Here is a 13,780-nt window from a genome sequence, read left to right on the forward strand (position 1 = left end):
TGTGAAATATATTGTCACATAGGACTTGTTATTTTTTAATGCTAAAGAAAGAACCTTTGTTTATAAATATAATATTAAGAAGAAGGAGGGGAAGTATGAAAAATGAAAGAGCGAAGATAAAGATAATTCCTCTTGGTGGTATAAACGAAATCGGAAAAAATATAACAGCTATAGAATATAAAGAAGATATTATTATTATAGACTGTGGACTAAAATTTCCGGATGATGATATGTTTGGAATAGATATTGTAATACCAGATGTTTCATATCTAATCAAAAATTCAGAGAAAATCAAGGGGATATTTTTAACTCACGGACATGAAGACCATATAGGAGCGTTGCCGTATGTACTTAGACAACTAAATGTTCCTGTTTATGGCACTAAGCTTACTCTTGGAATAGTTGAAACAAAACTAAAGGAACACGGTTTGTTAGCTTCAACAGAGTTAGTAAGAGTAAAGCCAAAGGATATAATTAAACTTGATAGCGTCTCAGTTGAGTTTATAAAGACTAATCACTCAATTGCAGATTCAGTTGCAATTGCAGTTCATACACCACTTGGGGTAGTACTTCATACAGGAGATTTTAAGATTGATTACACACCAATTGATGGAGAAATGATGGATTTTGGAAGATTAGCTGAACTTGGAAGAAAGGGAGTTTTAGTATTAATGGCGGATTCAACAAATGTTGAAAGACCAGGATATACTATGACAGAAAAGGTTGTTGGCGAAACTTTCCTAAGACTTTTTGGTAAGGCTAAGGGCAGGTTAATAGTTGCAACATTTGCATCTAATGTTCACAGAATTCAGCAAATAATTACAGCTGCTGAAGCTTATGAAAAGAAGGTAGCAGTTTCAGGAAGAAGTATGGAGAATATTGTTCAAGTTGCAATAGAACTTGGATATCTCACAGTTGGAAAAGATGTACTTGTTCCAGTGGATCAAATTTCAAAATATCCAAACGAAAAAATTGTTGTAATAACAACTGGAAGCCAGGGGGAACCAATGTCTGCTCTTGCAAGAATGGCAGCATCGGAGCATAGAAAAATTAATGTAATTCCAGGCGATACAGTAATTATTTCAGCAACACCTATACCAGGTAATGAAAAATTTGTTTCAAAAGTTATAAATCAACTATTTAAAAAGGGTGCTCAAGTTATATATGATTCTCAGGAAAAGATTCACGTTTCAGGTCATGCATGTCAAGAAGAACTTAAACTAATGCAGGCTTTAGTTAAACCAAAATTCTTTGTGCCAGTTCATGGTGAATATAGACATTTAAAGAAGCATGGTGAATTAGCTATGGAAGTTGGACTTTCAGAAAAGAATTTATTAATACCTGAGAATGGTGATGTTATCGAAGTAGCAAGAAATTATATTAAAAAGAATGGTACTGTTGTTTCAGGGCAAGTGTTTGTTGATGGTCTCGGTGTTGGAGATGTCGGAAATATTGTCTTAAGAGATAGAAAACATCTTTCACAAGATGGTATATTAACAATAGTAGTTACAATAGAGAAACAAACTGGAAGGGTTGTATCCGGTCCAGATATAATTTCAAGGGGATTCGTCTATGTTAGAGAATCTGAAGGTCTTATGGATGAAGCAAGAGAAATTGTTAAATCTGTATTAAAGACTTGTGAAGAAAAACAGATTACTGACTGGGCTACATTAAAATCTAAGATGAGAGATCAACTTAGAGAGTATCTTTACGAAAAGACTAAGAGAAAACCTATGATATTGCCAATAATTATGGAGTTTTAGAAGTTTTTGGAAGTGTGAAAGAAAATAGTGATTCTAAAACTGCAAAGAATATATTTTGTTATTGATAATTAAATTATGAATTAACTAAATATTAAATTGTTAAATATATATTCTTTGGAATAGGGTTGACTTTTTTTGATGAAAAGAGTAGAATTTATAATAGTTGTGTAGGAATTGGATACTTTAAGTATCCAATTTTCTTTTGGAGAAAAACAGTTATAGGTTTACATTTATATGTGAATAATTTTAATCGCAATTTATTTATAATAATAGTAATAATATGTTAACAGTATGAAGTTATTTACAATGTATACTTAAATTTTAACTAATTTATATACAAACTAAAGAGAAACTATAAAAGAAAAATTCGCAGCTTGCTTGCTGTTTGGAGGAATAATAATGGAATTAATTAAAAGAGAAGATATAAGAAATATTGCTATAATTGCCCACGTTGACCACGGTAAGACAACTTTAGTAGATGCTTTGTTAAAACAAAGCCATACATTTAGAGCTAATGAAAAAGTAGAAGAAAGAGTAATGGATTCTAATGACTTAGAAAAAGAAAGAGGAATTACAATTCTTTCAAAGAATACTGCAGTAATTTATAATGATATAAAAATAAATATAGTAGATACACCAGGGCATGCTGATTTCGGTGGAGAAGTTGAACGTGTACTTAAGATGGTTGATTCAGTTTTGCTTGTTGTTGACTCTTATGAAGGACCAATGCCACAAACTAAATTCGTTTTAAAGAAATCATTAGAATTAGGTTTAAAGCCAATAGTTATAATTAACAAAATAGATAAACCAAATGCTAGACCAACAGACGTTATTGATGAAGTATTTGATCTATTCGTAGAACTTGGAGCTAATGATGAACAATTAGATTTCCAAATTATTTATGCATCAGCTAGAGAAGGCTTTGCAAAATATAATGTAGATGATCAAAATAATGATATGACTCCTATATTTGATACAATATTAAAATATGTTGCACCGCCAGAAGGATATATGGATGAACCACTTCAAATGCTTGTTAGTACACTAGATACAAATGCATTTGTTGGGAAAATTGCAATTGGTAAGATACATCGAGGTACAGTAAAGAGAAATCAAACAGTTGCTTTATTGAAGAATGATGGATCAAGTGCTAATTACAAAATAACTAGTATATTCACATACAAAGGATTAAAGAGAGAAGAAGCAGAAGAAGCTTCAATGGGAGATATAGTTGCAGTAAGTGGTGTTATTGATGCTAATATAGGTGATACTATAGCAGATTCATCATCGCCAGAAGCATTACCATTCCTTGAAATAGATGAACCTACTTTAAATATGAACTTTATGGTTAATGATTCACCATTTGCAGGTCAAGAAGGTGAATTCGTAACATCAAGACATTTAAGAGATAGATTAATGAAAGAACTTGAAACAAATGTAAGTTTAAGAGTAAAAGAACTTACTCCAGATTGTTTTGAAGTTTCAGGAAGAGGAGAACTTCATCTTTCAGTTCTTATTGAAACAATGAGAAGAGAAGGGTATGAATTCCAAGTTTCAAAGGCAAATGTTATATTTAGGGAAGTAGATGGCCACAAGGAAGAACCAATTGAGTACTTAACAATTGATGTTCCAGAAGAATTTATGGGACCTGTTATGGAAAAGCTTGGACCAAGAAAAGCAGAAATGGTTAATATGACATCTGCAGTAAATGGATATACAAGATTAGAATTCACAGTTCCAGCTAGAGGACTTATTGGATTTAGAAGTGAATTAATGACTGATACAAAAGGTAATGGAATTATGAATCACGTATTCCATTCTTATGAAAAATACAAAGGTGATATTCCAGGAAGAAGCAGAGGATCAATAGTTTCATTTGAAGCAGGAGATTCAATAGCATATGGATTATATAGTGCTCAAGAAAGAGGCCAATTATTCATAGGTGCTGGTGTTCCTGTATATGGTGGTATGATTGTTGGGGTTTCTGCAAGAGCAGAGGATCTTGAAATTAATGTATGTAAAATGAAGAAACTTACTAATACAAGATCATCAGGTGCTGATGATGCATTAAAATTAACTCCACCAGTTGAAATGTCTCTTGAACAATGTTTAGAATTTATAAATGCTGATGAATTGGTAGAAGTTACACCAAAGAATATAAGAATGAGAAAAAGAGTATTGGATAGTGCTGAAAGAAGAAGAATGATTAGCAGAAACAAAAAATAATTTGCTGAAAATACTTTAACTATTAAATAAAATAAATATAATTAAAGTAAATGGTCTCTATTTGGCTATTTACTTTTAATTATATCTAGGAGAAAGTAGAAAAAGTTTATGAATAAATATAAATCTTTTAGAAAGCTAATACTGTTAATTATATTATTTTTATTTGTAATAACTCTGACGTTTGTAATATCTTATAGTAGTACCATAAGAAAACCATTAAAGTCGACTGAAGACTCAATTATAATTGAAGTCAAACAAGGCGAAGGTTTTTATGATATATTGGATAAGTTAGACAAAGAAAATAAATTGACCAATAAACTTCTTATTAAAGTAAATCTGGCTATAGATAAGAGAAAAGTAAATTTAACAGAAGGTATATATGAAATAAATACAAATTCGTCCTTAGAAGAACTGATAAAGTCTTTAGAAAATAAGGATGGGGATAAGGATTTGGTTAAATTAACTATACCAGAAGGTTATTCTATAGAAGATATTGCTAAAAGCGTAGAAGATAAAGGTATTTGTTCTAAAGACGAATTTATTAAAGACGTTAAAGATTATAAATTACCTAGTTTCGTGGAAAATAATAATAAGAAGAGATATAATTTGGAAGGATATTTGTATCCTGATACATATTTAATAGAAAAAGGGTCAAATGCAAATGATGTAATTAAATCTATGCTAGATAGATTTGAAGATGTGCTGAAGCAGGCAGAAGATGAGACTAAAGTTGAAATAAGTGATGAAGATGTGGAAAAAATAGTTACTATAGCTTCCATGATAGAAAGAGAAGCAAGAGTGCCTGGTGATAGGCCATTAATATCATCAGTTATTTACAACAGATTAGAGAAAGATATGAAACTTCAAATAGATGCAGCAGTAATTTATGCATTGGGATATCACGTTGATGTAGTATTAAACAAGCATCTAGAAGTAGATTCTCCATATAATGTGTATAAGTATAAAGGCCTGCCAGTTGGTCCTATAGCAAATCCAGGTTTAGATTGCATTAAGGCAGCATTGCTTCCTGAAAAGACAGATTATTTATATTATATTATGAAAGATGATGGATCACATTATTTTACTAATAACTATGAAGATTTTTTAAATAAGAAAAAAGAGTTGGGATACTAAGTACAATGCACAATTCACAATGATGCACAATCGATAGTTGTGAATTGATAATTTAAGTTGTTTTTTGTTTATCTATAATACAGATTTATGGAGGAAATTCATGAGCGAAATCACATATGACTATATGGAAGAATATATTAGAAGTTTAATTCCTGAGAGAGAAGGGACATTAAAGGAAATAGAAGCTTTTGCAAGAGCAAATGGGGTGCCTATTGTTCAAAAAGAAACGGGTGTATTTCTTGAATTCATGACTAGTATGAAGAAACCCAAAAGAATATTAGAACTTGGAACAGCAATAGGGTTTTCATCAATACTAATGTATCAAGCTGCGGGAACAGAACCAGAAATTGTTACAATAGAACGTGATGAAAGAATGATTGAACTTGCAAACATTAATTTAAAGAAATTTAATTTAGACCATAAGATCAAAATTGAAGAGGGCGATTGCTTAGAGATTTTAGAAAAATTAAATGAGCCTTTTGATTTGATTTTTATGGATGCAGGCAAAGGACATTACAACCACTTTTTGCCACACTGTTTGAGACTACTTAATCCAGATGGAGTAATAGTTGCTGATAATGTTTTATTTAGAGGTATGGTGGCATCACAAGAATTAGTTAAAAGAAGAAAAATTACAATAGTAAAGAGAATGAGGACTTATTTGGAATTAGTTACTCAAGATGAAAACTTAATTACATCTGTTATACCAATGGGAGATGGAATTGCAGTTACAAAGAGGAGGTAAATTAAAATGATAAGACCAGAAATTTTAGCACCAGCAGGAAATTTAGATAAACTTAAAATAGCAATAGATTTTGGTGCAGACGCTGTATATTTTGGCGGAAGCAAATTAAATCTAAGAGCATTTGCAGATAATTTTACTAATGAACAATTAAAGGAAGGCGTGGAATACGCTCATGATAGAAATCGAAAAGTTTATGTAACTATGAACGTTTTCCCTCATAATGCAGATTTAGGCGGAGTAGAAGATTATATAAAGGAATTATATGAAACAGGTGTTGATGCAATAATAGCATCAGATCCAGCAATAATTTCAGCAGCTAGAGAAGTTGCACCAAATTTAGAGATTCACTTAAGCACTCAAGCTAATAATGTTAACTGGAGAGCAGCTAAGTTTTGGTATGAACAAGGTGTTAAGAGAATAGTAATGGCTAGAGAGCTTAGCTTAACTGAGATAAAAGAAATGAGAGATAACTTACCAGAGGAATGTGAGATTGAAGCATTTGTGCATGGTTCAATGTGTATAAGTTACTCAGGAAGATGTTTAATTTCTAATTATATGGTTGGAAGAGACGCTAATAGAGGAGCTTGTGCGCAAGCATGTAGATTTAAATATCATTTGGTAGAAGAAAAGAGACCAAATGAATTTTATCCAGTAGTTGAAGATGAGAATGGAACATACATAATGAATTCAAAAGACTTATGTATGATTGAACATATAGATGATGTTATAAAGGCTGGAGTATACTCTCTAAAAATCGAAGGACGAATGAAGAGTTTATATTATGTTGCAGCAGTAGTTAAATCATATAGGCAGGCAGTGGATGCATATATGAAAGATCCTGATAATTATAAATTCGATCCAAAGTGGATGGAAAATTTAAATAAAGTAAGTCATAGAGTATATCATACAGGTTTTTACTATGGTCAGAGTGGAGAGCAAGTATACGAAGATTCAGCGTATATAAGGCATGCAGATATAATAGGAATAGTAAGAGCGTACGATGAAGAAACAAAGATAGCAACTATTGAACAAAAAAATAAAGTATTAAATGGTGATACAGTAGAAGTTTTAAGACCAGAAGGAGATAATTTCGAAGTTGTTCTTCATGATATGACAGAAGAAAACGGAACTCCAATAGAGTCGGCAAATAGAGCGAAAATGATATACAAAGTAAGAGTAGATATTCCTCTAAAAGAAAAAGATTTAATAGTTAAAGACAAAGAATAGTTTATTTAATGGGAGCTTGCTCAACTTTGACTTGTACGAATGAATAATTCGGAGCAAGCTAAAGTTGTTGCAAGCTTTTATTTTTAGCGCTTTCAGCGATATTTTCATAGCTTTTCGGAATAAAATATTTATGATTTCGGTAAGTTACCACATAAATTTAGCTTTAGAGCTGGATATCTATAAATATATAAGTCCAGATATTTTGAATAAAACACCTTATTTAAGGCTAGAATTTAAGCTAGAGAGGGAGGTGTTTTTCATTTTTACTGGAAAATTTGATAGAAATAAGAGATTGATTCAGATTCTAGCTATGCTTATGACTGTAATTATTATGTTAACAGCGCGTTTAACAATATTGCAAATATATCCATCTGAAAGAGTTGTGAGTTCTTATCAAAATCACCAAGAAGAAAATATTAGCAATATGAATTATATGATTTTAGACACTAATGGGAAAGATTTAATGAAGTATAACAAAAAATACGTACTTGTCATTGATACAAGACCATTCAGTTTAAATAACTATGAAGAAACACTTGAGGATTTAATGGCGTTTAATTTCATAATGAAATCTGAAAATCCTGATTTTAGTTATTCAGATATAATGAAACAAAGTGGGAAATTATATTTTAAAATATCAGAGGATACATATAACAAAATTAATAATCTAAAAAATATTAAAGGAATATATACTTATATTTCTGATGAAGTAGATACTAAAAAAGCGTGGAGTGTCAGCAGTATGTTATCAAAAATATTAGATGAGGAACATGAAGCAGGAACTCTTGAAGGTGATATGTATGATTATCTAAAAGATAATGAAAAACCTAAAAGTGAATTTTATTTAGATAATAAAGCTGTTTATGCGAAACAATCAGTAAGTATAAGTGATGATAATAAAAATTTAAAATTAACTCTTGATAGTGATATTGAAAATAAAATAAGAGATATTTTGGATAAAGAGGAATATTCATATTTAAGCAATGTAGGGGTTACTATAATGGAAAGTGATACAGGTAAAATTAGGGCAATGGTTCAAAAGGATGAAAGCGCTGCTAATGTGAATTTAGGTATACAGCAGATTGGATATGAACCTGGATCTATTTACAAAGTAATAACACTCGGAGCAGCTTTAGATATGGGGCTTATAAATATAAATGATACTTTTGTTGGAGCAGGTAAGATAGATAGAAAAGTATATGGTAAATTATCAGTTGAGCAGGCTTTTGAAAAGTCTTCTAATGATGTGTTTGCTGATATAGGAGCAAAAGTTGGCTATGATAAATTAATGGATTACTCACAGAAATTAGGATTATACGATAGAGTACTAAATTTAAATAGTGGAATCGTAAAAGAGGCACAAGGGGTGAAACCAGAAGAGGAGTCCGGAATAAACAATATATCTATAGGACAATGCATGAATGTAACTCCAATTCAAATGCTGGGAGCTATAAATTCTATAACTAATAATGGGGTTTATGAAAAACCATACTTAGTCGAAGGTATTTTGGATAAAGATGATAATTTAATAAAAGAGTTTAAAACTGATAAAAAGAGAGTATTTAGTGAAACAACAGCAAAAATAGTTAAGAATGAAATGAGGCAGGTTGTTTTGAAAGGAACAGGAATAAAAGCCTATGAATCAGATCTTGATATAGGTGGTAAAACTGGTTCGGCGACAGGTAGTGAAGGTAAAACCCATGGATGGTTTGCTGGATATTTTAGTGCAGGAGGAAAAAACTATACTATGGTAGTATTTACTCCAGACATACAGATGGATAAGGATGCTACTAATGAAGATCTTGGTGGTGGCGATACTGCGGCACCAATATTTAAAGATATAGTTAAAACTTTAAATGCGAAGTAGTGAAATTTAATCACTGCTATATTATATACAGTGAGATAATAAATTTACATTTAGAATTCTAGTGAACTAAGTGGTAAATTAAGCTTGTGATATAGAAATTTAATTGCAATATAAGTGTTCTAAAAAAATTAATTAATAAGAACATATATTGGAATATCGGTCGCTACAAACCAAATAACTTTATTAAGAGTGAATTATATCATTTAGAACCTATATAGTAAAATATAAATATAAAAAATAAAAATGTATAAGCAACTTTTTTGGTACTCCAACATATTATAATATCAAGCACTGCTATGGAGGAAAAAGGTGTTTATATTAAATAGCTTTATAGACCTAATATTAAATTCACTATTCTTAACTGGATATGTGACAAACAATAATACATTTCCACTACCTTTAGATGAAACAGAAGAACAAATGTATTTGAAAAAATTTAAAGAAGGAGATAAAAATGCCAAAAGTATTTTAATTGAAAGAAACTTAAGATTAGTAGCTCATATAGTAAAAAAATATTCGTTTCCTAATAAGGATGTAGATGAATTAATTTCAATTGGTACTGTTGGATTAATAAAAGCAATCGATTCTTTCGATGCAGGTAAGGGTACTAGACTTGCAACTTATGCTTCTAGATGTATAGAAAATGAGATTCTAATGCTGTTTAGAAATAGTAAAAAGCAAAAAAGTGAAGTTTATCTCCAAGATCCAATCGGAGTCGATAAAGAAGGAAATGAATTTTGTCTTATGGATATACTAAGCAGTGAAAAAGATAGCGTCTTAGAAAAAGTTGAAAGCAATTTACAAGTTAGAGCTCTATATAAAAAGTTGATTGAGTCATTAACCAAAAGAGAAAGTGCTATTATAATAATGAGATATGGATTAATTGATGGAAAATGCAAAACACAAAGAGAAATAGCAGTAAATTTAGGAATATCACGATCATATGTATCGAGAATAGAAAAAAAAGCTTTAAAAAAATTAAAAAAAGAGTTATTTACTAAAAATTAATTTAGTGTATAGAGAATTATAAATCTTTATCACTATAAAGCGATGCGCTGCTATTTAGTATATAATATGTACTTAATAATATCCATTTTCATTCATATTAGTGTAATGTTAAGAGAAGTTGGAAGGATAAATATTCTATATTTATATAAAGAATATTGACATACTTTAAACAAGGGTGCTATTTTTAATATAGCACCTTATTTTTTATAAGATATACTTTTTAAAATTATGGATAGAGGAGAAAACTTATGGCTAAAATAGACAACTTATTAGATAGAATTGATCTAACTAGCGCATCAGATATTCACTTAACTTCAGAATTGCCACCAATGGTAAGAGTAGACGGTGATTTGGTTATCGCAGATGAAAATGCAGTACCACACGAAGTTGTTGGAGAATATATTAGAGATCTAATGCCAAGTAAATATGAAGAGTTTTTAGAAAATGGAGAAATAGATTTTAAATATAATAAGCCTGGTTTAGGAAACTTCAGAGTTAATGCATTTAAATGCAAAGGTAATTATGCTATATGTATGAGAGTTATAAAGGAAGCGATACCAAAGCTTAGGGATATATCAGATGCACCAGTTTTAAAGGATTTCACTGAATTACAAGATGGATTGGTTCTTGTTACTGGACCAACAGGATCAGGAAAAAGTACAACACTTGCTGCTATGGTAAATGAAATAAATATGACTAAAGAAAAGCATATAATTACATTAGAAGAACCAATAGAATATATCTATGAAACGAAGAAATCAATGGTAAATCAAAGGGAAGTAGGACAAGACACAAAAAGCTATGCAATGGGACTTAGAGCGGCATTAAGACAAGATCCAGATGTTATACTGCTTGGAGAGATGAGAGATCCTGAGACAATTGAAATAGCTTTAAGAGCTGCGCAAACAGGACATTTGGTTTTTTCTACTTTGCATAATATGGGAGCAGCAAATAGTATATATAGAATTATAAATTCTTTTGAATCAGGCCATCAAAATGAAGTAAAAATTCAACTATCATCATTGCTTAGGGGAGTTGTTTCACAAGTATTATTGCCAAATGCTTCAGGAAAGGGTAGAACTGCTGCAATGGAAATTATGGTATGTACCTCTAGTATAAAAAATCTTATAAGAGAAGGAAATTTTGAGCAGATTAACAGCTTTATTCAAATGGGCTCTAAATTTGGAATGCAGACTATTGAGATGGATTTGAAAAGATTAGTAAGTAATAATACTATATCGAGGGAAGAATATGAAAAATGGATACGAAATAATAAATAAAAAATAATAATTGCATAAATAAAAAAAGGAATTTGAGTAAATGTGTTGAATATATTGCAATTAGTAGATTTTTTTCTGCAGAGAAGGGAAAGATTTAATCATGCAACAAGAGATAATTACGTCCTTAGATTTTGGTACTCAAAAATTATCTGCTACTGTAGCGATTAGAGAGAAAGACGAACTTAAAATTTTAGGAGTTCAATCATGCAAATCAGCAGGTATAGAGAAAGGTTTGTTATTAGATATTGATAAATGCAGGGATGTTGCAGTAAGCTTATTAAAGGATTTAGAAAAAAAGACGACAGTAAAAAGTGAAAGAATATCCATTGGAATTTCTTCTAATAAAGTAAGAGTTACTGAAGTATCAACTGTAGTTAATATTCAAGAAAAGGTTACAAGTGCGGATATAAGAAAAGCGCTGAAAAATGCACAAAGAGATTTTATTTTAAGTGACGATGAAAGTATAGTAGATGTGCTTATCAATTTTTATATATTAGATAACAAAGTAATACGTAAAGATATATTAAATTGGAAAGGAAGTAAACTTGAAATAAATCTTACATTAGTAATAGCAGCTAAAAGTGAAATAGAAAAATATTATGAACTTTTTAGAAAAACAGGGTATAATATTGGGTCTATAAAATTGAATATATTAGTAGGAAAGCAAGTGTTTTTGAATGAAAAAAATTCTATGGAAAGTATAGTGATTGCAGACATTGGAGCTGGGACTACTGATATAGCATTATTTACGGATGGAATTCCTAAAAGCATAAATTCTATTCCAATAGGTGGAAGAAATATAACTAAGGATTTAGCAATTTGTGGGAAGTTTTCGTTTTTAAAAGCAGATAATATGAAAAAGATTTACTCTAGTAATTATAAAGCTTTATATCTAGATAATTCGCTTGAAGAGGAAATTGAGGTAGGAACTACTAAAGTTTCCAGGAAATTATTCTATGAAGTGGTAAATGCTAGAATTGAAGAAATATTAAGCCATATCAATATAAAATTAAAAAATACTGGTCATTATGATAGAATTTGTAGTATAATTCTATATGGAGATGGAGTTAATTATTTTGAAGATATAGATGAAATCGTTCGTAAAATTTTCAAAATAAAAACTAAAGTTATAAGAAAAAATGATCTGGGAATAAAAAATTCAGAAAATATAACTTCTATGGCTATTGCTAAAGAAGTATATGATAGATTAAATTTATTAGAGGATGATAATATAATTCTAACTAATAAACATAATGATAATAAAGTAATTAATGAAAAAGAACATTTACACAATAATGAAGGTGAAAATCATATTCTAAAAAAAGTTAAAGTTTTTTTTGATAAGATTTTTTAAGGGGAGGAATTGTTTTGTTAGATTTTGAGACAGATATGCAAGAGTTAACCAATATAAAAGTTATTGGTTGCGGCGGCGGCGGAAGTAATGCCGTAAATAGAATGATAGTTGAAGGACTAAAAAATGTTGAATTTATTGCAATAAATACAGATAAGCAAGCACTTATGCTTTCTAATGCAGATCAAAAAATTCAAATAGGTGAAAAGCTAACTAAAGGACTAGGAGCTGGAGCTAATCCGGAAATAGGAAAGAAAGCAGCAGAAGAAAGCAGAGAAGAAATAACAGCTTCTATAAAGGGAGCAAATATGGTGTTTATTACTGCTGGTATGGGCGGCGGAACAGGAACAGGTGCTGCACCAATAGTAGCGGAAATTGCTAAATCTATGGAGATTTTAACTGTAGGAGTAGTAACTAAACCTTTCCCTTTTGAAGGTAAAAGAAGAATGAGACATGCTGAAATGGGGATAGCAACATTAAAAGAAAAAGTTGACACATTAGTTATAATCCCTAATGAAAGACTACTTAATATGGCTGATAAGAAAACAACGCTGTTGGATTCGTTTAAGTTAGCTGATGAAGTCTTAAGACAAGGTGTTCAAGCTATTTCAGACTTAATTACAATAACAGGTGTAATTAATGCTGACTTTGCAGATATAAAAGCAGTAATGCTTAATAAAGGACTAGCTCATATGGGAGTTGGTTTCGGCAAAGGTGATACTAGGACACAAGATGCTGTTAAACAAGCAATTTCATCTCCACTTTTAGAAACATCAATAGATGGAGCTACAGATGTTATTATAAACTTCACTGGAGGAGCAGACCTTGGAGCATTAGAAGTATATGATGCTGCGGATGTTGTTCGTGAGGCTGTAGATCCAGATGCTAATATAATCGTGGGAGCTGTTATAGATGAAACTCTTAATGAAGAAATTAGAATTACTGTTATAGCAACTGGATTTGAAAGTGAAAATAACAGATTATCATTAGGTTCTATAGTAGAAGAATCTAAAAAAGTTCAACCTCAAGTTAAGGAAGTCGCAAAAGAACAACAAGAAGTTGCGGTAGATGCAAAAGAACCAGAAATGACTTCTAACAATTATGAACAAGATGATTTAGACATACCTGTTTTCTTAAGAAGACAAAAGAGACATTAATAGCGGAATTTATAATATTAAG

At 30.5% G+C, this 13,780-nt stretch carries 10 protein-coding genes; all 10 read left to right on the forward strand.

Annotated elements, in window-relative coordinates; translation table 11 throughout:
* Positions 1-95: 95 nt before the first annotated feature.
* Positions 96-1,763, forward strand: coding sequence for a ribonuclease J (locus AXY43_RS20735; RefSeq protein ID WP_011968449.1), 1,668 nt, complete (start codon positions 96-98; stop codon positions 1,761-1,763).
* 399 nt (positions 1,764-2,162) lie between these two features.
* A complete protein-coding gene (typA, locus tag AXY43_RS20740) occupies positions 2,163-3,989 on the forward strand; it encodes a translational GTPase TypA (RefSeq protein ID WP_039772323.1) in 1,827 nt (608 codons plus the stop codon).
* A gap of 108 nt (positions 3,990-4,097) precedes the next feature.
* On the forward strand, positions 4,098-5,123 hold the full coding sequence (gene mltG / locus AXY43_RS20745) for an endolytic transglycosylase MltG (protein WP_105412100.1): 1,026 nt from the start codon (positions 4,098-4,100) through the stop codon (positions 5,121-5,123).
* 100 nt (positions 5,124-5,223) lie between these two features.
* Positions 5,224-5,868 (forward strand): O-methyltransferase, encoded by a 645-nt coding sequence (locus tag AXY43_RS20750; RefSeq protein ID WP_087701589.1) that lies wholly within the window; start codon positions 5,224-5,226, stop codon positions 5,866-5,868.
* Positions 5,869-5,874: 6 nt separating this feature from the next.
* Positions 5,875-7,095 (forward strand): peptidase U32 family protein, encoded by a 1,221-nt coding sequence (locus AXY43_RS20755; protein WP_105412101.1) that lies wholly within the window; start codon positions 5,875-5,877, stop codon positions 7,093-7,095.
* Positions 7,096-7,345: 250 nt separating this feature from the next.
* Positions 7,346-8,962 carry a penicillin-binding transpeptidase domain-containing protein gene (locus tag AXY43_RS20760; RefSeq protein WP_105412522.1) on the forward strand — a complete coding sequence of 539 codons (1,617 nt, stop codon included), beginning with the start codon at positions 7,346-7,348 and terminating at the stop codon, positions 8,960-8,962.
* Positions 8,963-9,271: 309 nt separating this feature from the next.
* Positions 9,272-9,970 carry an RNA polymerase sporulation sigma factor SigK gene (gene sigK, locus AXY43_RS20765; RefSeq protein ID WP_011968455.1) on the forward strand — a complete coding sequence of 233 codons (699 nt, stop codon included), beginning with the start codon at positions 9,272-9,274 and terminating at the stop codon, positions 9,968-9,970.
* 248 nt (positions 9,971-10,218) lie between these two features.
* Entirely contained in the window at positions 10,219-11,250 is a 1,032-nt protein-coding gene (locus tag AXY43_RS20770; RefSeq protein WP_011968456.1) for a type IV pilus twitching motility protein PilT, read from the forward strand.
* Between the two features lie 100 nt (positions 11,251-11,350).
* Positions 11,351-12,604 (forward strand): cell division protein FtsA, encoded by a 1,254-nt coding sequence (gene ftsA, locus AXY43_RS20775; RefSeq protein ID WP_077868355.1) that lies wholly within the window; start codon positions 11,351-11,353, stop codon positions 12,602-12,604.
* 14 nt (positions 12,605-12,618) lie between these two features.
* Positions 12,619-13,758 carry a cell division protein FtsZ gene (ftsZ, locus tag AXY43_RS20780; RefSeq protein WP_017210785.1) on the forward strand — a complete coding sequence of 380 codons (1,140 nt, stop codon included), beginning with the start codon at positions 12,619-12,621 and terminating at the stop codon, positions 13,756-13,758.
* Positions 13,759-13,780: the final 22 nt, after the last annotated feature.

This window comes from Clostridium sp. MF28, assembly GCF_002969175.1.
Classification (GTDB): domain Bacteria; phylum Bacillota; class Clostridia; order Clostridiales; family Clostridiaceae; genus Clostridium; species Clostridium beijerinckii.